Source organism: Streptomyces lanatus, assembly GCF_014655715.1.
Lineage (GTDB): Bacteria > Actinomycetota > Actinomycetes > Streptomycetales > Streptomycetaceae > Streptomyces > Streptomyces lanatus.
Genome location: NZ_BNBM01000003.1, coordinates 21,704 through 43,325, shown reverse-complemented (window position 1 = coordinate 43,325; position 21,622 = coordinate 21,704). Strand labels below are relative to the sequence as shown.

General features: G+C 71.0%; 23 protein-coding genes and 2 pseudogenes. 12 read left to right on the top strand and 13 right to left on the bottom strand.

What is annotated here, in order from left to right:
* Positions 1-132 precede the first annotated feature (132 nt).
* Positions 133-3,333: a tetratricopeptide repeat protein gene (locus tag IE325_RS09230; RefSeq protein WP_190069286.1), complete on the top strand. Its 3,201-nt coding sequence runs from the start codon at positions 133-135 to the stop codon at positions 3,331-3,333.
* A gap of 22 nt (positions 3,334-3,355) precedes the next feature.
* On the opposite strand, the gene IE325_RS09225 is transcribed toward IE325_RS09230, so the two are convergent.
* Both IE325_RS09225 and mca read right to left on the bottom strand, forming a co-directional pair.
* Positions 3,356-3,613: a hypothetical protein gene (locus IE325_RS09225; RefSeq protein WP_190069285.1), complete on the bottom strand. Its 258-nt coding sequence runs from the start codon at positions 3,611-3,613 to the stop codon at positions 3,356-3,358.
* The gene (gene mca, locus IE325_RS09220) at positions 3,606-4,466 is read right to left on the bottom strand and encodes a mycothiol conjugate amidase Mca (protein ID WP_190069790.1); all 861 of its coding nucleotides are present in this window, start codon (positions 4,464-4,466) and stop codon (positions 3,606-3,608) included. Before mca ends, IE325_RS09225 begins: the two co-directional genes overlap by 8 nt.
* Positions 4,467-4,636: 170 nt before the next feature.
* Between mca and IE325_RS09215 the strand changes: the two genes are divergently transcribed.
* On the top strand, positions 4,637-5,035 hold the full coding sequence (locus IE325_RS09215; RefSeq protein WP_190069284.1) for a DUF4307 domain-containing protein: 399 nt from the start codon (positions 4,637-4,639) through the stop codon (positions 5,033-5,035).
* Between the two features lie 156 nt (positions 5,036-5,191).
* Positions 5,192-5,692, top strand: a complete 501-nt coding sequence (gene greA / locus IE325_RS09210; protein ID WP_190069283.1) for a transcription elongation factor GreA — start codon at positions 5,192-5,194, stop codon at positions 5,690-5,692.
* 99 nt (positions 5,693-5,791) lie between these two features.
* On the opposite strand, the gene IE325_RS09205 is transcribed toward greA, so the two are convergent.
* From IE325_RS09205 to ilvA, 3 genes are all read right to left on the bottom strand, one after another.
* Positions 5,792-6,649, bottom strand: coding sequence for an ABC transporter permease (locus tag IE325_RS09205; RefSeq protein ID WP_190069282.1), 858 nt, complete (start codon positions 6,647-6,649; stop codon positions 5,792-5,794).
* Complete coding sequence (locus IE325_RS09200) at positions 6,646-7,644, bottom strand: ATP-binding cassette domain-containing protein (protein WP_190069281.1); 999 nt, start codon at positions 7,642-7,644, stop codon at positions 6,646-6,648. The genes IE325_RS09205 and IE325_RS09200 overlap by 4 nt, the downstream gene beginning before the upstream one ends.
* A 202-nt stretch (positions 7,645-7,846) precedes the next feature.
* A complete protein-coding gene (gene ilvA, locus IE325_RS09195) occupies positions 7,847-9,076 on the bottom strand; it encodes a threonine ammonia-lyase (protein WP_190069280.1) in 1,230 nt (409 codons plus the stop codon).
* A gap of 163 nt (positions 9,077-9,239) precedes the next feature.
* Here ilvA and IE325_RS09190 point away from each other — a divergent pair, with 163 nt between their 5' ends.
* The 3 genes from IE325_RS09190 to IE325_RS09180 all read left to right on the top strand — a co-directional run bounded on the left by IE325_RS09190 (position 9,240) and on the right by IE325_RS09180 (position 10,664).
* Positions 9,240-9,743, top strand: a complete 504-nt coding sequence (locus IE325_RS09190) for a MarR family winged helix-turn-helix transcriptional regulator (RefSeq protein ID WP_190069789.1) — start codon at positions 9,240-9,242, stop codon at positions 9,741-9,743.
* Positions 9,744-9,906: 163 nt separating this feature from the next.
* Positions 9,907-10,419: a sigma factor-like helix-turn-helix DNA-binding protein gene (locus IE325_RS09185; protein ID WP_190069279.1), complete on the top strand. Its 513-nt coding sequence runs from the start codon at positions 9,907-9,909 to the stop codon at positions 10,417-10,419.
* A complete protein-coding gene (locus tag IE325_RS09180; protein ID WP_190069278.1) occupies positions 10,416-10,664 on the top strand; it encodes a hypothetical protein in 249 nt (82 codons plus the stop codon). The genes IE325_RS09185 and IE325_RS09180 overlap by 4 nt, the downstream gene beginning before the upstream one ends.
* A gap of 3 nt (positions 10,665-10,667) precedes the next feature.
* Here the strand turns inward: IE325_RS09180 and IE325_RS09175 are convergent, their stop codons facing one another.
* A complete protein-coding gene (locus tag IE325_RS09175; protein WP_190069277.1) occupies positions 10,668-11,825 on the bottom strand; it encodes a cystathionine gamma-synthase in 1,158 nt (385 codons plus the stop codon).
* 131 nt (positions 11,826-11,956) lie between these two features.
* Between IE325_RS09175 and IE325_RS09170 the strand changes: the two genes are divergently transcribed.
* Positions 11,957-13,075 (top strand): hypothetical protein, encoded by a 1,119-nt coding sequence (locus IE325_RS09170; RefSeq protein ID WP_190069276.1) that lies wholly within the window; start codon positions 11,957-11,959, stop codon positions 13,073-13,075.
* Positions 13,076-13,084: 9 nt separating this feature from the next.
* Complete coding sequence (locus IE325_RS09165; RefSeq protein ID WP_229911732.1) at positions 13,085-13,672, top strand: DUF3885 domain-containing protein; 588 nt, start codon at positions 13,085-13,087, stop codon at positions 13,670-13,672.
* A gap of 21 nt (positions 13,673-13,693) precedes the next feature.
* On the opposite strand, the gene msrA is transcribed toward IE325_RS09165, so the two are convergent.
* From msrA to IE325_RS46005, 3 genes and pseudogenes are all read right to left on the bottom strand, one after another.
* Positions 13,694-14,206, bottom strand: a complete 513-nt coding sequence (msrA, locus tag IE325_RS09160) for a peptide-methionine (S)-S-oxide reductase MsrA (RefSeq protein ID WP_190069275.1) — start codon at positions 14,204-14,206, stop codon at positions 13,694-13,696.
* Positions 14,207-14,304: 98 nt separating this feature from the next.
* Positions 14,305-15,147: a hypothetical protein gene (locus tag IE325_RS09155; RefSeq protein ID WP_190069274.1), complete on the bottom strand. Its 843-nt coding sequence runs from the start codon at positions 15,145-15,147 to the stop codon at positions 14,305-14,307.
* Between the two features lie 230 nt (positions 15,148-15,377).
* A pseudogene (locus IE325_RS46005) lies at positions 15,378-15,645 on the bottom strand (nitrilase-related carbon-nitrogen hydrolase); the annotation flags it as partial.
* 107 nt (positions 15,646-15,752) lie between these two features.
* Here IE325_RS46005 and IE325_RS09145 point away from each other — a divergent pair.
* Positions 15,753-16,217, top strand: coding sequence for an SRPBCC family protein (locus IE325_RS09145; protein ID WP_190069273.1), 465 nt, complete (start codon positions 15,753-15,755; stop codon positions 16,215-16,217).
* Between the two features lie 39 nt (positions 16,218-16,256).
* On the opposite strand, the gene IE325_RS09140 is transcribed toward IE325_RS09145, so the two are convergent.
* The gene (locus tag IE325_RS09140; RefSeq protein ID WP_190069272.1) at positions 16,257-17,186 is read right to left on the bottom strand and encodes a helix-turn-helix domain-containing protein; all 930 of its coding nucleotides are present in this window, start codon (positions 17,184-17,186) and stop codon (positions 16,257-16,259) included.
* A gap of 180 nt (positions 17,187-17,366) precedes the next feature.
* Here IE325_RS09140 and IE325_RS09135 point away from each other — a divergent pair, with 180 nt between their 5' ends.
* Positions 17,367-18,407, top strand: a complete 1,041-nt coding sequence (locus IE325_RS09135) for an NAD(P)-dependent alcohol dehydrogenase (protein WP_190069271.1) — start codon at positions 17,367-17,369, stop codon at positions 18,405-18,407.
* A gap of 52 nt (positions 18,408-18,459) precedes the next feature.
* On the opposite strand, the pseudogene IE325_RS09130 reads toward IE325_RS09135, so the two are convergent.
* A pseudogene (locus IE325_RS09130) lies at positions 18,460-18,780 on the bottom strand (iron chelate uptake ABC transporter family permease subunit); the annotation flags it as partial.
* A 203-nt stretch (positions 18,781-18,983) separates the two neighbouring features.
* On the opposite strand from IE325_RS09130, the gene IE325_RS09125 reads away from it, so the two are divergent.
* Positions 18,984-19,367, top strand: a complete 384-nt coding sequence (locus IE325_RS09125) for a VOC family protein (RefSeq protein WP_190069270.1) — start codon at positions 18,984-18,986, stop codon at positions 19,365-19,367.
* A gap of 96 nt (positions 19,368-19,463) precedes the next feature.
* Positions 19,464-20,240, top strand: coding sequence for an SDR family oxidoreductase (locus IE325_RS09120; protein WP_190069269.1), 777 nt, complete (start codon positions 19,464-19,466; stop codon positions 20,238-20,240).
* Positions 20,241-20,254: 14 nt separating this feature from the next.
* On the opposite strand, the gene IE325_RS09115 is transcribed toward IE325_RS09120, so the two are convergent.
* Both IE325_RS09115 and IE325_RS09110 read right to left on the bottom strand, forming a co-directional pair.
* On the bottom strand, positions 20,255-21,025 hold the full coding sequence (locus IE325_RS09115) for a group II truncated hemoglobin (RefSeq protein WP_190069268.1): 771 nt from the start codon (positions 21,023-21,025) through the stop codon (positions 20,255-20,257).
* A 66-nt stretch (positions 21,026-21,091) separates the two neighbouring features.
* Entirely contained in the window at positions 21,092-21,622 is a 531-nt protein-coding gene (locus tag IE325_RS09110) for a YceI family protein (RefSeq protein ID WP_190069267.1), read from the bottom strand.

The window sequence follows — 21,622 nt, the reverse complement described above, 5'->3', positions numbered from 1 at the left end:
CACCCGCCCCACCCCCGTCCTCGCCCCACCGCCCTCGGCCCTCTCCCCACGCCGCCCCCAGCGCAGCAGACTTGACCGACGGAATTCCGGGAAGGGTCCGGGAGAGCGATTGGCGCCGGAGGGGGACGAGACATGCGGGACAGTCATCGGGCCGACGCCGAGCGGCTGTTGGCACGGGCCGTGGAGGAGGAGGTGCGGCGCTCGGGGGGCCGTATCGACGGGCAGGTGCTGCTGTCGCGGGCGCGCGGGGCGCTGGACTCCATGGCGCGGGCGGCGACCGAGGAGTACGAGGCGTATACGCGCGCGCTGGACGAGGCGGAGGCCGGGCGGCTGACGTTCGGGCAGCGGTTCGCCCGGGAGGGCGGCGGTACGCCGCTGATGGTGGCCGCGGTGGCGGCGGTCGCGGCGCTCGTGTCCGACCTGGCGCTCGGCACCGGCGCGAGCACGGCGGTGGGCGCCGGTGTGACCGTCGGCGTCGTGGGCGCGGCGGCCACCGTCGTGAAAGTGGCCGGTACGCATCTGCCCGCCGCGCACCACCGCGCGGGCGCCGTCGGCCAGCCCGGCGGCCCGGAGCAGCTGCGTCTGCAGTGGCTGACCGCACTGGAGGTACGCGGCATCCGCCCCTTCCTCGACCAGCAGCGGGTGATCAGCGCGTCCACCGGCCCGAAGAAGTCGGGGCCGCAGCTGCGAGGTGCCGACAAGAGCGCGGCGGCCCGCGGGCGCAGTGTGCTGGAGCAGTCGTTCGGTCAACTCCCGGAGCCGATGGGCCCGTTCGCGGGACGTCGGCAGGAGATGGCCCGGATCGGGCAGTGGGTGCAGGCGGCCCGCGCCAGTACGGAGACGAAGCCGACCGTGGTCGTGCTGCACGGCGCGCCCGGCAGCGGCCGTACGACACTCGCCGTCCGTGCGGCCCATGGTCTGAAGGACCAGTTCCGCGGGGCGTGCGTGGTGGATCTTCGCGGCGACACCGCGGACGAGCCGCCGCTGTCGACGAGGGACGCGCTGCTGCATCTGCTGAACCGTTTGGGCGCCCCGCGCGAGCAGCTCCTCTTCCGTGAGCGCTCGTCTCCGGAGCAGCAGGTCAAACGGCTCGGCGAGCTGTACCACCAGCACCTCACCGGCCTCCCCGTCACCGTCGTACTGGACGACGCCTCGGACGCGGAGCAGGTCCGCGCCCTCGTCCCCGAGCGCTCCGACAGCCTGGTCCTGGTCACCGCCCGCGAGCCCCTCGACCTGCCCGCGGAGCTCGCCGCCTGGGTGCACCAGCTCCCGGTGGAGACGCTGGACGCGGCGGGCGCGGAGGAACTGCTGACCGCGGCGGCGCAGGATGCGTCGGGGCCCTACGACGCCGAATCGGCCGACCGGATCAGGGAGTTGTGCTCAGGACTGCCGCTGGCGCTGCGCATAGCGGGGTCGTCGCTCGGCCCGCGCTCACCGCGCACCCTGGCGACGGACCTGGGCGCGTACGGCCCGGTGGAGCCGATCGAGCGGGTGCTGTGGCTGCGCTACACCGACCAGGCGGAGGCGGCCCGGCGTCTACTGCGCAGGCTGGCGCTCGCGGGCCGCGCCTCGCTGGGCGCGGCGGCGGCGGCCGCACTGCTGGCCACGGACGAGGCGGAGGCGACGCGCCATCTGGCGGCGCTGGCCCGGTCGGGGCTGATCGAAAATGTCCGCGGCAACCGCTACCGCCTGCACGACCTGGTCCGCGCCTTCGCGCACGCCCGTCTCCTCGACGAGGAGGAGCCCGCGGAGCGCACGGCGGCGCAGGAGCGGCTGATCGTGAACTACGCCGATCTCGCCGACTCGGTGCTGCGCCTGGTCGACGGCAACATGTCGACCCGCTCGGACCGCTTCAGCCCGCACGGCTTCACCTCGCTGGACGACGCGCTGCGCTGGCTGGACGACGAGTCGAGCTTCATCACGGCGGCCCTGCGGCACGCGGAGGACGCCAACCAGGCGGCCGTACTGAACCTGCTGGGCGCCCTGTGCGACTACTGCCTGCTGCGCGGCGACCTCTACCGCCTCGGTGAGATCAGCGAGCTGGCGCAGGCCGTGGACAAGGGCCTGCTGGTCCGCTCGGTGCAGTGGCGCACCGGCATCGCGGCCCGCCAGCTAGGCGAGCTGGACAAGGCCCGCACCACCCTGACCTCGGTCGTCGAGCTGTACATGGAGGCCCAGCACGACGCGGGCGCGGCCCGTGCCCTGTGCTCCCTCGGCATCACCCTGCACCACCAGGGGAACCTCACCGAGGCGGCCACCAAGCTCCGCGAGGCCCTGGATCTGCAGTCGGCGCCGAATCTGGCGACGGACCGCGCCTGGACGATGCACGCGCTGGCGGCCGTGGAACGCGACCGGGGCCGGGTCGCCGAGTCCCTGGACCTGCTGACCGAGTCCCTGTCCCTGCACCGGGCCGGCGAGTCCCTGCACGGCGAGGCGTGGGCCCACTTCCAGCTGGGCCAGCTGGGCCTGCGCATGGGCGACGTACCGGGCGCGGAGACGGATCTGCGGGCGGCCCTGGAGCTGTACGGCCGCACCCGCGACGCCCGCGGCGAGGCCTGGGCGATGACCCAGCTGTCCCGGGCCCGCCTGGTCGCCGGCGACCCGTCCCCGGCGGTGGACGGCCTGCGCCAGGCGGCCGCCCGCCACCGTGACAACGAGGACGCGCGCGGCGAGGCCTGGTCCCTGTACTACCTGGGCCAGGCCCTGGAGGAGACGGGCAACCTCGACCTCGCGGTACGGGAGCTGGAGCGCTCCCGGACGATGTTCTCGCGGATGCGCGACGTGTACGGGCTCGCCTGCGCCCGGCACCACTCGGCACGGGTGACCCGCGACCAGCGGGCGGCCCAGACGGGCTCCCTGCGCAACTCCGGATTCGCCCGCCAGCTCCTGGTCGACGCCCGCGCCGACTTCCAGCGCATCGGCGTCGCCCACGGCGAGGCCTGGACCTGCCTGGAGCTGGCTGTGGTGGACGCCGGGAACACCCGCACCCAGCAGGCGCTGACGCTGTGCGACGACGCCATCGGCCTCTTCGCGTCCTACGGCGACCGGCGCGGCGAGGACTGGGCCCGCTTCCTGCGCTCCACCCTGCTGCCGTACGCCGCCCCCGGCGGGGTGGAGGTCGGCACGGCGGTCGCCGAGGAGGAACTGGCCCAGCTCTCCCGCACCGGCCACACCCTGCGCGACACCAAGCTGGAGAGCTATGTCGACGCCTACCGGCTGCTGCTCGAACGCGGCGTGAACCTGGAGGAGGGCTGGCAGGCCTGGCGGCTCGGCATGGTCCCGAACCGCCACGCACGCGAGGTCATGGGGGTGACGGCGGCGGCCCGGCACTGAGGCGTGCCGAGGGCGGTGGTAGCTAGCCCTGCTGCGGCTTCGCCGCGCCGGTCGCCTCCGCCGAGTCCTCGGAGTCTGCCTTCGGATCCGGGACCTCGGTGAACTCGACCCTGCCCATGTGGCGGTTCATGGACCTCATCAGGCCCCAGACCGCCAGAGCCATCACCGCGAAGACGATGAAGCCGAGGACGCCGGGGGTGACCTTGTCCTCGTCCACCTCCTTGGCGAGGGTGGCGAGCTGTGTCATTGCCAGGCTTGCGCTTGCGCTCATGTCAGGCATTGTCGCGGACGCCCGCGAAGAGGTCGTCCTCGGGGAGGGAGGTATCGACGAGGGACTTCGCCAGCTCGTACTCCTCCGTCGGCCAGACCTCCTTCTGGATCTCCATCGGCACGCGGAACCAGCCCCCGTCGGGGTCGATCTGCGTGGCGTGCGCGATCAGCGCCTTGTCGCGGATCTCATAGAAGTCCGCGCACGGGACGTGCGTGGTCAGCGTGCGCTCGGTGCGCTCGAACTCGTCCCAGCGCTTGAGCCAGTCCCCGTACGGCGACTCCATGCCGCGCTCGAGCAGCGCGTTGTGCAGCGCCTCGGTGCGGGGACGGTTGAAGCCCTGGTTGTAGTAGAGCTTCTGCGGCTGGTAGGCCGGGCCGAACTCCGACTCCGGGTACTTCTCGGTGTCCGCGGCGCCCTCGAAGGCCACCATCGAGATCTTGTGGGTCATGATGTGGTCGGGGTGCGGGTAGCCGCCGTTCTCGTCATAGGTGGTGATCACCTGCGGACGGAAGCGACGAATCTGCTTCACCAGCTCACCGGCCGCCTTGTCGACGTCCTCCAGGGCGAAACAGCCCTCCGGCAGCGGCGGCAGCGGGTCGCCCTCGGGCAGCCCGGAGTCGACGAAGCCGAGCCACTCCTGCTTCACCCCGAGGATCTCGCGGGCCTCGTCCATCTCCTTCTTGCGTACCTCGTGGATGTGCTCCTCGATGTACTTGTCGCCCTGGAGCTTCGGATTGAGGATGGAGCCGCGCTCCCCGCCCGTGCAGGTCACGACCAGCACGTCCACCCCCTCGGACACGTACTTCGCCATGGTGGCCGCGCCCTTGCTCGACTCGTCGTCGGGGTGGGCGTGCACGGCCATCAGTCGCAGCTGGTCAGTCAAGACTCAATCCTCGTAAGTCGGCGCCCCGGTGTGCCCCGGTGCGATCGGCGGCTTCTATAGTGACCGAATCGGAGGGCGGATAATTCCGGGGTACGGCCCCGAGGCCCCTCTTTCTGGACATGGGCCCCGCCCCGGCGGAGAGGACGATCATGAGCACGGCGAGCACACGGCTCCCCGAGGGCCGCTACGGCCGCTCCTCTGACGCCCGCGCCGACCGCACGCTCAAGGCCGTCGGCGCCGCCCTGGGAGCGGTGCTCCTCGCCCTGGTCGGCTACTTCGCCTATCACTACATCGGCCAGAACAAGATCAGCGCCGAGGTGATCGAGTTCGACGCGGGCAAGAACGCGGTGAAGGTGCATCTGGAGGTCCGCAAGGACGCCGGCGCCTCCGGCTACTGCACCCTGCGCTCCCAGGCCGAGAGCGGCGCCGAGGTCGGCCGGGCCGACTTCCGCTTCGACGGCGACGCCACCCGCATCGACAAGGTCGTCACGCTCCGTACGACGTCACAGGGGACCACGGCCGAGCTGCTCGGCTGCCACGCCGGCTGATACCTGCGCGCTGACGTGCGTTGATGTGATTCTGATGGCTTATGTCCTCCCCCTTCGGCCATTGAATTGTTAGGCTCGTGGTTTCGCCCTTCCATGAAGGAACATCCTTCTGGGTAGGGCGATGCTTTGTATTCCCAGTACCTACGAGGAGCACCTGTGACCCAGACCAGCGAGAACGTCACCTGGCTGACCCAGGAGGCGTACAACCAGCTCAAGGCCGAGCTGGAGTACCTGTCTGGTCCTGCGCGCACGGAGATCGCCGCCAAGATCGCGGCCGCGCGCGAGGAGGGCGACCTGCGCGAGAACGGCGGGTACCACGCGGCCAAGGAGGAGCAGGGCAAGCAGGAGCTCCGTGTGCGCCAGCTGACCCAGCTCCTGGAGAACGCCAAGGTCGGCGAGGCGCCGGCGTCGGCGGACGGTGCGGTGGCGCCCGGCATGGTCGTGACGATCGCCTTCGACGGTGACGAGGACGACACGATGACCTTCCTGCTCGCCTCGCGCGAGTACGCCAGCTCCGACATCGAGACCTACTCGCCGCAGTCCCCGCTGGGCTCCGGCGTGATCGGCCACAAGGTCGGCGAGGACGCGGAGTACGAGCTGCCGAACGGCAAGATCGCCTCGGTGAAGATCCTCAAGGCGGTGCCGTACAACGGCTGACTCCGCCCTCGGGACCAGCATCAGCACCGGTCTCCCACGAGCCCCCGGCCGCCTGACGGCGCCGGGGGTTCGTCATGGGTGCCATGGGTGTCATGGCCGTCATGCGGTCGCCGAGCGGTACTTCCGGACCGCCAGGGTGCGGAACACGATGATGATCAGGACCGAGTAGATCAGCGAGGCCCACACCGGGTGCTGCATGGGCCAGGCGTCCGACTGCGACTGGCCCGGGTTGGCGAACAGCACCCGGCAGGCCTGCACGGTCGCGCTGAACGGGTTCCACTCGGCGATGTGCCGCAGCCACGGGGTCATATGGCTGGTGTCCACGAACGCGTTCGAGATGAACGTCACCGGGAACAGCCAGATCAGTCCGCTGGACGTGGCCGCCTCGGGGGTCCGCACGGACATGCCGATCAGGGCGCCGATCCAGGTGAACGCGTACCCGAGCAGAAGCAGCAGGCCGAAGGCGCCCAGGACCCTGCCCGCGTCCGTCTCGCCGTTCGAGCCCACCCGCCAGCCGACCAGCACGGCGACCACCGCGAGCACGACCAGCGTCAGCGCCGTCTGCACGGAGTCGGCGAAGGTACGCCCGGTCAGCACCGCCCCGCGCGCCATGGGCAGCGAACGGAAGCGGTCGATGAGCCCCTTGTGCATGTCGTCGGCAATGCCCGCGCCGGAACTGGCGGTGGCGAAGGTGACGGTCTGCGCGAAGATGCCCGCCATCAGGAAGTTCTTGTAGTCGGCGGCGCTGGTGCTGTTGCCGATCTGCATGGATCCGCCGAAGACGTAGGTGAACAGCACCACGAACATGATGGGCTGGATCAGCCCGTAGATGATCATCTCCGGGATCCGGGACATCCGGATCAGATTGCGTTGCGCGACGACCATCGAGTCCCGGAACGACTGGCTGACCGGGTTCCTGGCCGGGGCGACCCGCACGGCGTCGGTGACGGCGCTCACTTCGCGGCCTCCTTCTTGTCGTTCCTGTCGTTCTTGCCGTTCTCGTCGTTCTTGGCCTCGGCGAGGTGGCCCGTCAGGGACAGGAAGACGTCGTCGAGGGTGGGGCGGCGCAGGCCGATGTCGTCGATCTCGATGCCGCGGATGTCGAGCTCCCGGATGACCTCGGCGAGGAGCTTGGCGCCGCCGGTCACGGGCACCGTGAGCTTGCGCATGTGCTCCTCGACCGTGGTGTCGCCCTTGCCGAAGCCGCGCAGCACCTCCGAAGCGGGCTGTATGTCGTCGCGCTCGTGCACCACGACCTCGACGCGCTCGCCGCCGGTGCGGGCCTTGAGCTGGTCCGAGGTGCCCGTGGCGATGACATGGCCGTGGTCGACGACGGCGATGTCATGGGCGAGGTGGTCGGCCTCCTCCAGATACTGGGTGGTCAGCAGCAGCGTCGTACCGCCGGAGACGAGCTGTTTGATGACCTCCCAGAGCAGTTGGCGGTTGCGCGGGTCGAGGCCGGTGGTGGGCTCGTCCATGAACATCACGGGCGGTGAGACCACGAGGGCCGCCGCGAGGTCGAGTCGGCGGCGCATGCCCCCGGAGTAGGTCTTGGTGGGCCGGTCGGCGGCCTCGGCGAGGTCGAACTGCTCCAGCAGCTCGGTCGCGCGTGCCTTCGCCGGCTTCGCCTTCATCTGGTAGAGCCGGCCGACCATCTGGAGGTTCTCGCGGCCGGTGAGGTATTCGTCGACCGCCGCGAACTGGCCGGACAGGCCGATGGAGCGGCGCACGGCGTCGGGATCCTTGAGGACGTCGATCCCGGCGACGACCGCCGAGCCGCTGTCCGGTCGCAGCAGGGTGGTCAGACAGCGGACGGCTGTCGTCTTGCCCGCGCCGTTCGGCCCGAGCAGGCCCAGGACTGTGCCCTCGGGGACATCGAGGTCGACGCCGTCCAGAGCCCTTACGTCACCGAAGGTCTTCACCAGGCCTTCGGCATAGATGGCGCCTGGCATATGAGTCTCCACGTCGTCGGGAAGCTTCGGAAAGCCTAGGTTTGCACTTTTCGTTCCGCCGAGTGGCGGATTTACGCGACACACCATAACGCGATGTATCGCGTCTCTCAACAGAGTTGCCCGAACGAGTGACAAAGAGCTTCCGGCAGCTTCCGACCTGGATCTTCGTCGGCCCGCGCGACTGCACGCGGCCGCTCGCGACTCAGTCGATGACGGTGTAGCCCGCGTCGCGCAGGGCCTGGCCGACCTCGACGCAGTGCACGGGGCCCTTCATCTCCAGATGCAGCTCGACCTCCGCCTCCGAGAGCCCGAGGCGGGGATCGGTCCGCGCATGGCTGACATCGAGGACGTTGGCGTCCACCGCCGACAGCACCCCGAGCAGCGTGGCGAGCGCGCCCGGCCGGTCCGTCAGCCGGAGCCGTACGGCCAGATAGCGGCCCTGCGCGGCCATGCCGTGCCGCAGGACGCGCTGGAGCAGCACCGGGTCGACATTGCCGCCGGACAGCACCGCGACGACCGGGCCCTCGAAGGCGCCGGGGTCGCTCAGCAGCGCCGCGACCGGGCTGGCCCCGGCCGGTTCGACGACCAGCTTGGCCCGCTCCAGGCACAGCAGCAGGGCGGTGGCCAGGGCGTCCTCGGTGACCGTGCGGACCTCGTCCACCAGGTCGCCGATGATGCGGAACGGCACGTCACCGGGCCGGCCGACCCTGATGCCGTCGGCCATGGTCACCGGGTTGTCGACGGCGAGCGGACGCCCGGCCGCCAGCGAGGGCGGGTAGGCCGCCGCGCCCTCCGCCTGGACGCCCACGATGCGCACATCGGGCCGCAGCGACTTCACGGCCATCGCGATACCCGCCGCGAGCCCTCCCCCGCCGATGCCGACGACGATCGTGCGGGCCTCCGGGCACTGCTCCAGGATCTCCAGGCCGACCGTGCCCTGACCTGCGATGACGTCGGGGTGGTCGAAGGGGTGGATGAACACCGCGCCGGTCTCGGCCGCGTACTCCTGCGCCGCGGCCAGCGTCTCGTCGACGACCTGCCCGTGCAGGCGCACCTCGGCGCCGTAGTCCCGTGTGGCACTGATCTTCGGCAGCGGGGCGCCCTTCGGCATGAACACCGTCGAACGCACCCCCAGCAGCGACGACGCCAGCGCGACACCCTGCGCGTGATTGCCGGCGCTCGCGGCCACGACGCCCGCCGCGCGCTCCTCCGGCAGCAGCCCCGCGATGCGTACGTACGCGCCGCGCAGCTTGAACGATCCGGTCCGCTGGAGGTTCTCGCACTTGAAGTGCACCGGCGCGCCCACCAGCTGGGACAGATGCCTGCTGCCCTCCATCGCCGTCACCCGCGCCACGCCCGTGAGCATCTTCTGGGCGCCGCGTACGTCGTCGAGCGTGACGGGAGGCAAGGAGTCAGCCGTGCTGTAGCTCATGACACAAGTCTCGCAGTTCACAGGCGCAAGGCCCCGTTGTGACCAAGCACCGAGATGGGTTTGCGCAGCGCCGGTACACCCCGCCCCCGGGCCGCGTACCCTGTCCCCCAACCCAGCACCCCCTTCATGAAGTGAGCCTCCGGCCATGCCCACAACACCTGAAATGTCGATGGACATGACGACCGTCGCTGACAGCGGTCTCCTCGACACGCTGCAGCACGAAGTGGCGGTGTTCGCCCGCCGTGCCGAACAGACCCGGCTCGGTGGGGTCGGGCAGGTGCGCAACTCCATGGACCGCGCCGCATATCTGCTGCTCAACCGCCTCGACAAGGAAGGCCCCATGGGCGTCAAGGCGCTCGCCGCGAGCATGGGGATCGACTCGTCGACGGTCACCCGCCAGGTGGCGCCGCTCGTCGACACGGGGCTCGTCAAGCGGACCTCGCACCCCGAGGACGGGCGCGCGGTGGTGCTCCAGCTCTCGCCGCGCGGACAGTCGCGGCTGGAGGAAGTGCGCTCGTCGCGGCGTCAGTTGATGGCCGAGCTGACACACGACTGGGCGCCCGAGGAGCGCGAGACGTTCTGCGCGCTGCTCACCCGCTTCAACACCGCGCTGTCCTCGCGGATGGCGGCGCAGGGGATCTCGGGCGCGGAGACACCCGCGACCTGAGCGACCGTCCCAGGGGTACGCGCGTCCGAGTGATCGGCTCCCGACTCTTGACCCCGGGGCGCCGCTGGCCTCATATGAAACCGGGACTCCACGCGCGCGTGCCCGACACGCCAGGTGCGCGGCCGGGGCCCGTTCCTCGAGGCGCGGTCAGGCGGGAGGGGCGGTGGGACGAAGGCGTACGGTCCTGGACGCCCGCCGGGACCGGGAGTTCGAGGCGTTCGTCGCGGGTGCGGCGGGCCGGCTGCTGCATGCCGCCACGCTGCTGACCGCCGAACCGGCCGGGGACAATCCGCGCGCGCGGCGTCTGCTGACGCTGTCGCTGGCGCACACGTACGCGTGCTGGGACCGGCTGCGCGGCGAGGACCCGTACGACCGCACCCGCCAGTATCTGGCCACCCGCTTCTCCAGGGCCGCCTGGCATCAGTACGGCGCGCTGGGCGCCCTGAGCCGGTTCCGCGCGCGGGCGCACGGTCCGCTGGCCCGGCTCTCCCCGCAGGAACGCCTGATCCTGGTCCTGCGGCTGTACGAGGGGGTCGCCGAGGAACAGGCGGCGGCCCTGCTGGGTCTGCCGAGGGAGCGCGTCCACGCGATCTGCGACCGGGCGACGGCGACGCTGCTGCATCCGCCCCGGGAGCCCGCGCCTTCGGTGCCGGTGGCGAAGGTGGCGTCGCCATGAACCGCCCCCAACGGGAGGCGGCCGCCCGCCGGATCATGGAAAACACCCCGCCACCTGTGCCGCCGGAGCTCCACGCGGAGGTCGTCCGGCGGGGCGGGCGCATACGGCGCCGCAGGAGGGTGGCGATGCTGCTGATGTGGCTGCTGCTGGTCGCCGCGACCGTGGCATTCGTGGTGTGGGCGGTCACGGTCCAGCCCTGGGTGGAGCCGCCGTCCGAGACGACTCCACCTCTCAACGGCTGGTGAACCCTACTGGCCGAGAGCCTGCTGGAGGTCCTCCAGCAGGTCGTCGACGTTCTCGATACCGACCGACAGGCGGACGAGATCGCCGGGAACCTCCAGGGCGGAGCCCGTCACCGACGCGTGGGTCATGCGTCCCGGGTGCTCGATCAGGGACTCGACGCCGCCCAGGGACTCGCCGAGCGTGAACACCTTGGTGCGGTCGCAGACCTCGACGGCCGCCTCCTCACCGCCGGTGACCTGGAAGGAGATCATGCCGCCGAAGGTCTTCATCTGCTTGGCGGCGACCTCGTGACCGGGGTGGTCGGGCAGGCCCGGGTACAGGACGCGCGTCACGCGTGCGTGCCGGGTCAGCATGTCGGCGATCTTCGTGGCGTTCTCGCTGTGCCGGTCCATGCGCACCGAGAGCGTCTTGGTGCCGCGCAGCACCAGCCAGGAGTCGAAGGGGCCGGCGACCGCGCCCATCGCGTTCTGGTGGAAGGCCAGCTCGTCACCGAGGTCCGGGTCGCTGACGATCAGCGCGCCGCCGACGACGTCCGAGTGGCCGCCCATGTACTTGGTCAGCGAGTGCACGACCACGTCGGCGCCGAGGGCCAGCGGCTGCTGCAGATAGGGCGTGGCGAAGGTGTTGTCGACGACGAGCTTGGCGCCCGCGTCCCGGGCGATCTGCGCGACGACGGCGATGTCCGTGATGCCGAGCAGCGGGTTGGAGGGGGTCTCCACCCAGACGACCTTGGTCTTCGGGGTGATCGCGGCCCGCACGGAGGCCGGGTCGCTGGTGTCGGCGACCGACCACTCCACCCCCCACCGCGCGACGACCTTCGCGAACAGCCGGAACGTGCCGCCGTACGCGTCATCGGGGATGACGACGTGGTCGCCGGGGCTGAGCAGCGTACGCAACAGGCAGTCCTCGGCCGCCAGTCCGGACGCGAACGCAAGCCCGCGACGACCGCCCTCCAGGGCGGCGAGGTTCTCTTCCAGGGCGGTCCTGGTCGGGTTGGCGCTACGGCTGTACTCGTAGCCACCGCGCAGGCCGCCGACGCCGTCCTGCTTGTAGGTCGAGACCTGGTAGATCGGGGGGACGACCGCACCGGTGAGGGGATCGGCGGTGTTCCCCGCGTGGATGGCGAGGGTCTCGAAGTGCTGACTGATGTGCCTGTCACTCATGGGCACCGAGCGTAGTGCGCGAACGGTCCTGGTGCCGGACGGCCGCTGCGGAACCCTTTTTCCACAGCCCCTTTTCCACAGCCCGCCGACCTCGTTGGCCAATTGTCGGCGGCGTCTGGAACGCTGGAGGCATGGAAATTCTCTGGGTCCTGATGGCGCTGCTCATGATCGGCTTCGTACTGGTGCCGTTCATGCGGCGCAGGCGGGGCATGATCGAGCAGGTCCCGCCGGGTCACCCCGACGCCGCGGACCCGGCGAACTACGGCTTTGTACGGCAGGAGGAGCTGGACATCCGCATGCCCGGCCCCGACCAGGACCTGCTGGACGTCCTGGACCTGGTGCAGCGCACCCAGGACCACCGCGCGGCCTCGCAGCTCCTCGCGGGCACCGAGATGGAGGGCGAGCAGCGCTGGCAGCGTGTGCAGGCCTTCGCCGGTGCCGCGGCGCTGGAGTTGCAGCAGCGCCCGGGCGGCGTCAGCGAGGCGCCCGGCGGCCAGTGGCTGCGCGTGTGGCGGACCGAGCAGCCCAAGGACGCGGGCGGCGCGGCCGTACAGGCGGAGTTCCTGGTGCAGCAGGCCTGGCGGACGGCGACGCCGGGCACGGACGAGTTCCGGATCATCATGGAGGAGGCGAGGTCGGCGTGCGGTGAGGCGGCGCTGCTGGCTCCCGGTGACCCGATCCCGTACATCATCGAGCTGTCGGTGGCCCGTGGACTGGCCTATCCCCGGGCCGAGTTCGAGCAGGTCTGGCTGAAGATCCTGGACCGCGCCCCGGCCCACATGGGCGCGCACCTCGCGGCTCTGCACTACTGGTGCGAGAAGTGGCACGGCTCGCGCGAGCTGGCGTACGACTTCGCGGAAGCGGCGGCGGCCCGCGCGCCCCAGGGCTCCCTCCTGGCCGCGATGCCGCTCTTCGCGGTCTTCGAGCACCTGCCCGAGGTGAATCTGGTCAGCGGCTTCTACCAGAGCGAGGTCGTGACGAAGGCGGTCCACGGCGCTCTGTTCGCGGTGCACGCGGCCCGCCCCGACGACCCGATGCTGGCGCATGTGCGGCATCTGCTGGTGCTCTTCCTGGTCCGCGGCGAGCGCTGGGCGGAGGCCATGGACCAGCTGGTGCACGTGGACGGCCATGTGGGCGCCCTCCCCTGGACCCTGTCCGCCGACCCCGCCGCGGAGTTCGCGGTCTTCCGCGCGATAGCGGTCGCGGGCTACGAGGCGAACGGCGGCAGTCCGGCGACGCTGCCGAACTGAGGCAGGGCGATGTCCGAGACCACGCCCCTTGCGGCGCTGTGGCGGGCCCGGCGACCGTCCGGCCCGCCCGTCGCCCACACGTTCCGCGGCACCTACGCGAACCGCTGGGTGCGCTTCCACAGCCTGCCCGGCTCCAAGCGCCATCCGGAAACCGAGGACGAGTACGGGATCGTTCTGGAGCGGTACAACACCGTCCTCGACGGCCTGTTCGCCGGCAGGGATGTCTTCGTGGTGACCATGGACTGGTCCTACACGCCGACCGGCCCCGCCGGATGGCCGACCCCGCGCGAGCACCTCCACTCCGCGGGTCTGCACTGGTGGACCGAACCGAACACGGATGACCCCGACCCGGACTTCCACACCTACACACGCCTCTACGCCGACCGACGCCCCTGGCTGCCCGGCTGTGTCGACGGCCTGCTGCGCGCCGTGGCCGACGAGGCCGTCGTCGACGTATTCATCGCGGACACCGACCTCGACCGCATCCACCACCCCTACGACGGCGGCGCGGACATCATCCTCACCACACCGGCGGAACGGGACGCCCTCCGCGACCGCCACGCGGGCTGGCTGTCCAGCCACCCGGCCGGGCTGTGACCCGGCCGGGTCGGCTCGCCGTCAGCCCTGGGCGCGGGTGGGCAGGCGCCAGCCCGGACGGGGGAAGTGGCAGGTGTAGCCGTCCGGGTAACGCTCCAGGTAGTCCTGGTGCTCGGGCTCGGCCTCCCAGAAGGGGCCGACCGGCTCCACCTCGGTGACGACCTTGCCGGGCCACAGGCCGGAGGCGTCGACGTCCGCGATCGTGTCCTCGGCGACGCGCTTCTGCTCGTCGTCCACGTAGTAGATCGCCGAGCGGTAGCTGAGGCCGATGTCGTTGCCCTGGCGGTTCTTGGTGCTCGGGTCGTGGATCTGGAAGAAGAACTCCAGGAGCGCGCGGAAATCGGTCTGCTCGGGGTCGTAGAGGATCTCGATGGCCTCGGCGTGCGTGCCGTGGTTGCGGTACGTCGCGTTCGGCACATCACCCCCGGTGTATCCGACCCGGGTCGCCGTCACGCCCGGCTGCCTGCGGATCAGGTCCTGCATTCCCCAGAAACATCCGCCCGCCAGCACGGCCCTCTGCGCTTGCGCAGCCATCGCAGCCTCCATACGTATCGACCTGGTCACTCGGCCTATTCAACGTATGAGGGCCCCCGGCGATTCCGTGCCCCTGTCCGTGCCCGTGCCCGTGCCCGTCAGGGGCGTTCATAGAGCTGGAGGACGCCGCCGAGGGAGAAGCACGCGGCGCCGACGAGGGTGGCCCAGTTGGCGATGTCGGCGTTGAGGAGGCTGCCGGTGGCCGGGCGGGTGAAGGCGGCGAGTGCCGAGACCATGAAGAGGACGGAGCCGAGCTGGTTCACGGCGACGATCCACCAACCGAGGCTGCGGCGCCGGACACAGGGCCGGCCGTGGCAGATCTCGACGATCGCGAGATGGCCGGAGATCAGGAAGAGCATGCAGCCGACCACGTCCGGGGCCCAGATCAGCCGGTTGATCTGCTGGACGCTCAGCCCCTGGAGGAAGGAGTCCAGCAGGTCCACGGCGAACACCAGCGTGCCGGCGAAGAGGACGAACGTGCTCAGCCAGTCCACGCGCGTCGGCTCGTAGCTCCACCAGCGCCAGTCGCGAGTGAGGAGCCGGCCCTCGCCGCCGGGGACATGGCGGGGCGCGTTGATGACCTGGAGCAGTGAGACATAGCCGCCGGTGTTGAAGAAGAGGCCGCCGGCGAAGTAGATCGAGGCGCAGGTCGTGGCGTCGCCGGAGCCGAGCTGGGCGACGCCGGCGCCGGACGCGAAGAGGGCTCCGCCGATGATGAAGGCGGTCGCGGCGGCCGCGTTGAGCCCGCGCAGACGGCTGAGCGCCTCCTCGTCGGCGCCGGTGTGCCGGCTGGTGGGTGCGCCGAGCGGGCGTACGGCGATGACTCCGCGCCGGCGGGCGGGCCGTGACTCCCACACGGCGGTGCCGCCGCCGGGGGGATGCCAGGTGAGCCGGGTGGTGAAGGGTCCCGCGCCCTCGGCGCGCTGCTCGGGTCGTCCCACGGGCCGAGCGTAGATCGCCCGCCGGACCGTCCCGTGGGCGCAACGCCGCGATGGGTCACCCCGTCCCGGGCAACGCCGTCCCGGGCTCCGCGAACGCGAGCACACGATCGCGCAGTACGGGTAGCTCGGACCGGATACGGGCCACCTCCCCCATGTCGAGATCCACCGTGAGGGTCGCCTCCGTGGTGTCGGCCTCGACCAGGACGGTTCCAAGCGCGGGTGTGTACAGCGTCCCGTTCGACGATCGACCCGGCGTGCAGCCACGCCCCCGCCCGTCCGGCCGCGGCGGACATGGCCTCGGCGGTGGGTCCGTCGATCTTCTCGGCGTCGCGCCCCCAGTGGTCGTAGGACCAGGCGCCGGCCGTCCACAGCTCCGGCAGCACGATCAGATCCACGTCGTCGCCCGCCCGGTCACGGACCAGCGCGGCCGCTCTGTGACGGCGTTTCCGCCACGGAGTCCGACGCGTCCACGGACAGCTGGATCAGCGAGGCACGCATGGCTGCCACCTCCCGGGATGCCTCTCTCAGGGTAGGGAGAAGGGCATGGCGGTGCGCGCCGCGCAGGTCGTCGCGCCGTTGTCGGTGCCTGCTGCTTTCATGGGTGCATGACCAGCAGAAGTGTCGTCGTGGAGCGTCGTGTCGCCGCAGGTCAGGGCCCGGTCTGGGAGGCGCTGACCGACCTTGCGGGGATGGAGCGTGTGCTCAGCGGGGTGTCGAGGGTCGAGGTCCTCACGGAGGGGGGTTTCGGGGTCGGCACGCGCTGGCGGGAGACTCGGCGGATGTTCGGCAAGGACGCCACCGAGGAGATGTGGGTGACCGTCTGTGAGGCGCCCGAGCGCTATGTGGTGGAGGCCGAGTCGCACGGCAGCCACTACGTCTCGGAGTGGGAGCTGCGGCCGGACGGACCGTCGGCGACCACGGTCCGGATGACCTTCACGGCCCAGGCATCCGGCGGCATCGCGGGGCTGCTCGCGAAGCTCCTCGGCGGGATGGGCGAGAAGGCGGTGGCCAAGGCCATCGCGAAGGACCTGGACGATGTCGCGAGGGAGGTCGAGGGGCGCGCCCGCTGAGGCGACGGCAAGCCACGCCCATCCCATCCGGAAGAAGCCTCACGCCCCGGGCGCCGACGCCCCCGTCCCCGCCTTCGTCGCGTCCGCCCCCCAGCTCGCCAGCAGCCGCAGGGCCTCGGCCGACGGCGATCCCGGTTCCGCGTGGTAGGTGATCAGGACCTGATCCGTGTCGTCGGCCAGGCGGAACGACTCGAAGTTCAGCGTCAGCTCCCCCACCAGCGGGTGCCGCAGCGGCTTGACGCCGTAGCCCTTCTCCTTGACGTCGTGGATGGCCCACAGCCGTCGGAACTCCTCGCTCTTGACGGAGAGCTCGCCGACGAGGGCCGACAGCCTCGGGTCGTCCGGGTGCAGGCCCGCGTCCATGCGCAGGAAGCCCACCATGTCGGACGCCTTCTGGTCCCACTCCAGGAACAGCTCGCGGTACTCCGGCCGCAGGAACACGAGCCGCGCCCAGTTCCGCTCCTGCGCCGGCAGCTCCGCCCAGTCGCCGAAGACCGCCGCGGCCATCCGGTTCCAGGCGAGGATGTCCGAGCGCCGGCCGGAGATGTACGCCGGGACGCCGTCGATGGAGTCCAGCAGCTGCCGCAGCGCGGGCCTGACCTGTTCCGTACGGGCGGCCGGCCTCTTCTTGTTCTGCTTCGGCTTCGCCAGGTGCGTGAGGTGCGTGTGCTCGGCGTCCGTGAGGCGCAGCGCCCGCGCGATGGAGTCGAGGACCTCCGCCGAGACATTGCGCCCGTTGCCCTGCTCAAGACGCGTGTAGTACGCCACCGACACCCCGGCCAGCTGCGCCAGCTCCTCGCGCCGCAGCCCGGGCACCCTGCGGTGCCGCCCGTAGTCGGGCAGCCCGACGTCCTCGGGCTTGAGCCGGGCCCGCCGGGTGCGCAGGAACTCGCTCAACTCGGCGCGCGGGTCCAGGCCGCCCCGGGTGTCGGCCGTGGGTCCCGTCATGGATCGGGGCTGTTCATCCATGCCTCAAGTATTCCCGTTCGTACGCCCACGAGCCTGTCCCCGTCAGTGGTAGGACCGGCCGACGTACGTACGACTGGGGGCTGGGTGACCGTCGCCCGTCCCGGCAGGCTGAAGCCGTGCCCGGACGGAAAGCAGGACCAGAAGGCAGCCGGGCACGAACCCCCGCTAGGAGAACCCGGCATGACCACCGTTGCCGCATACGCAGCACCCGCCGCCAAGGCTCCGCTGGAGCGCACCACCATCGAGCGCCGTGCGGTCGGCGAGTTCGACGTCCTGATCGACATCAAGTTCGCCGGTATCTGCCACTCCGACATCCACCAGGTCCATGAGGGCTGGGGCGAGGCGATCTTCCCGATGGTCCCCGGCCATGAGATCGCCGGCGTCGTCTCCGAGGTCGGCCCGGGTGTGACGAAGTACAAGGCCGGCGACCGCGTGGGCGTCGGCTGCCTGGTCGACTCCTGCCGTGAGTGCGAGAACTGCAAGGCCGGTCTGCAGCAGTACTGCACCGGCGGCGGTGTCGGCACGTACAACGCCCTCGACAAGAACGGCGAGCCCACCTACGGCGGCTACTCGCAGAAGATCGTCGTCGACGAGAATTACGTCCTCCGCATCCCCGACGGCCTGTCCCTGGACGTCGCCGCCCCGCTCCTGTGCGCCGGCATCACCACGTACTCCCCGCTCAGGCACTGGAACGCCGGCCCCGGCAAGAAGGTCGCGGTCCTCGGCATGGGCGGTCTCGGCCACATGGGCGTGAAGCTCGCGCACGCGCTCGGCGCCGAGGTGACGGTGCTGTCGCAGTCCCTGCGCAAGAAGGACGACGGCCTGAGGCTGGGCGCCGACCACTACCACGCCACCAGCGACCCGAAGACCTTCGAGGAGCTGAGCGGCACGTTCGACCTGATCCTGTCGACGGTCTCGGCTCCGCTGAACCTGGACCAGTACCTGACCCTCCTCAGGACGGACGGCGCCTTCGTGAACGTCGGCGCCCCCGAGGAGCCGATCGCGCTGAACCTGTTCTCGGTGATCGCGGGCCGCAAGACCCTCGCCGGCTCCGGCATCGGCGGCATCCCCGAGACCCAGGAGATGCTCGACTTCTGCGCGGCGCACGGGATCGGCGCCGAGATCGAGCTGATCGGCGCCGACGAGATCAACGAGGCGTACCAGCGGGTGCAGGACAGCGATGTGCGGTACCGGTTCGTGATCGACGTCGCGACGATCTGACGCGGCCGCGTGACAGGGCCCCGGAGCAGCCACACCGCTCCGGGGCCCTCCCCTACGACGTACGGCCCCCCCCGACCAGCGCGGTGAGCGCGCCGACCGGTATCTCCAGCGGAGGAAGCGCGATCCGGGCGACGAGATCGGCGGCGACCAGCACGATCGCCCCGGTCGCCGCCGAGCCCAGCAGCGGCAGTTGCGGCGTCCGCGTGAGCCGCCGGGCGAGCTGTGGCGCGGTCAGTGCCACGAACCCGATCGACGGCGAGGGCCCGGCCTGGGCCCAGCCCCGTCCGTCGAGGCTTCCGGTCAGCCACAGCTTGACCTGCTCGGCGGCCTCCAGCTCACTGTCCGTGAGATACAGCTGCACCACGGCCGACAGCGGTCGCCAGCGCCAACGGCCAGGACGGCCCTCACTGAGACTGCGCGCACGACGACTCCCGCACCGATCATCCGGGCCCGAAGGCGGAGTACCGCAGGAGTAGTGCGGCCCCCTCCCTGCGACCGATGTGCCACGCGGCGGCGGCACCTAGCGTGAACAGCGAAGGAGCCAGTCCGAACCGTGCACACGAGGAGGCAGCCCCGATGACCGTCCAGCTCAACCACACCATCGTCGCCGCACGCGACAAGAAGGAGTCGGCCCGGTTCCTCGCCGACATCCTGGGCCTGGAGGTGAGCCCGCCGTTCGGCCCGTTCATCCCGGTCCCGATTCCCAACGGTGTGACCCTGGACTACCTGGACTCGTCCGGCACGATCACACCGCAGCACTATGCGTTCCTGGTGTCGGAGGACGACTTCGACACCATCTTCGGCCGCATACGGGAGGCCGGACTGACCTACTGGGCCGACCCGTACCACCGCCGTCCCGGCGAGATCAACCACAACGACGGCGGCCGCGGCACATACTTCGAGGACCCGAACGGCCACAACCTGGAGATCCTGACCAGGCCGTACGGCAGCGGCGGCTGACGCGCTCACGGCCGCCCGTCACATCACCGCTCCGCCCGGCGTCATACCGACGCAGGCAACCTCAGCACGAGGGACCACGAGGGAAGCGGAGCGGTCATGACATCAACGATCCTGGTCACCGGCGGTACGGGCACCCTGGGCGGCCATGTGGTCCCGCTGCTGCGGGCGGCGGGCCACGAGGTCCGCGTCCTCAGCCGCCGGGACCACGCACCGGAGCCCGGCGTCGAGTACGTCACGGGCGACCTGCTGCGGGACGAGGGCGTGCGGGCGGCCGTGGCGGGCGCCGGGACCATCCTGCATCTGGCGGGTGGCCAGAAGGGCGACGACGCGGCGACGCACCATCTCGTGCGCGCCGCGTCGGCGGCCGGAGTGGGCCATCTCGTGTATATCTCGGTCGTCGGCGCCGACCGGGTTCCGCTGGCCTGGCTCCGGATGAAGCTGGCGGCGGAGCGGGCGGTGGCCGACTCCGGGATTCCCTGGACGATCCTGCGGGCGGCCCAGTTCCACGACCTGACGCTGAAGATGGTCCGGCAGATGTCGAGGCTGCCGTTCGTGCCCGCCCCCGGAGGCCTGCGTCTGCAGCCGGTGGACTCCCGCGAAGTCGCCGCCCGACTGGCCGAGTTGACGCTCGACACCCCGTCCGGCCCGGTCCCCGACCTCACCGGCCCCAAGCTGTACGACCTCCCCGCCCTGGTCCCCCCGTACCTGGACCTCACCGGAAAGCGTCGCCGCCCGGCCCTGCCGATCCGCATACCCGGCAGGGCGGGACGCGCGTATCGAGCGGGGGCGAACCTCACCCTGGAGGGGGCCGAGACGGGGAAGCGGACATGGGAGGAGTTCCTGACGGAGCAGCACCGGACGCGCACCGCGTGAACCGGCGCCGGCCGTCACCCCCGATACGGCGGCGCCGCCCCCCAGTTCCAGCGCGGCACCGGCTGCTCCGCGGGCGGTGCCGCGTCCGGCCCGGAGAAGTACACCGCCAGCCGGGTCCCCCACTCCACATACGCGAGGAACGCCGAGCGGAACTCCGCGTCCGTCGGCAGGCCCGCCTCGTCGGCGGCGTCCTGGATGAGGTTGACCCAGCGGCGGCGCTGGGGCTCGGTGATGCCGCGACCCATGTGCTTGGCGACCATGTGGCCGTGGCCGCCCTGGGTCTCGGAGTAGGCGGGCGGGCCGCCGAAGACCTCGCCGAGCCACAGCGCCACATGCTCGGCGTGATGCGGGTCCAGGCCCTCGAACAGCGGGGCCAGGAGGTCGTCCTTGAGCACCTTGTCGTAGAAGGCCGACGTCAGCCGGGAGAACGCCTCCGCCCCGCCCGCCCAGCTGTACAGCGTGGGCACCGAGGCGCCCGCGCCGCGCACCGCGGTCGGCTTGTAGTGGCGCATCTCCTCGATGTGCGTGATGTACGGGCGGATCTCGGCGAGGAAGTCGGGGAACAGCTCCGACTTGCGGAAGCCCTCGATGTGGTCCTCCGTCGACGTCCAGGTGATACGCAGGACGAAGTGCTCGAAGTCCTCCTCGCAGCGGGCGAGTTCGTAGTCGACGCAGTGCGGCGAGGCGGCCAGCTGGGCCGCGGCGCGGGTGTAGGCGGCCAGGAACTCCGCCGACCTCTGCTCGGGGATGCGGTACCTGATGTATTCGACCGTGTGAGCCGTCATGGCCTCACCGAAACACGAAAACCGACCTGACGCTCGCCCTCCGCCGACTCTGTCGCCGCCGGGTTCTCAGGGCCGCCGGATCACCGCGACGTCGAACTCCAGCGCCACCTTGTCCCCGATCACCAACCCGCCCCAGCTGACCCCCCATTGCTTCCGGGAGATGACCGCCCCGCCCCGGAAACCGACCTTCCTCCCGCCCCTGTCGGCGCCGGTCAGCTCGAAGTCCACGGTGACCGGCCTGGTCACGCCGTGGACGGTCAGATCACCGGTGACCCGGAAATGGGCCGCGTCGAGCCGCTCGACCTCGGTGGAGGTGAAGGTGATCGTCGGATGCCGGTCGGCATCCAGGAAGTCGGCGCCGCGCAGATGGTCGTCGCACTTCCGCTTGCCCGTGCGGACGCTGCCCGCCCGGATCGTGACGCGGACGCCGGACCTCGACGGGTCCTCGCCGTCCAGCTGCGCGGCGCCCTCGAAGTCGTCGAACCGTCCGCGCACCTTGCTGACCATCGCGGCCCGGGCCACGAAGCCGATCCGGGTACGGGCGCTGTCGATGACGTAGTCGCCGGTCAGCTCGCTCAGTGTCGTGGTGCTCGTCAT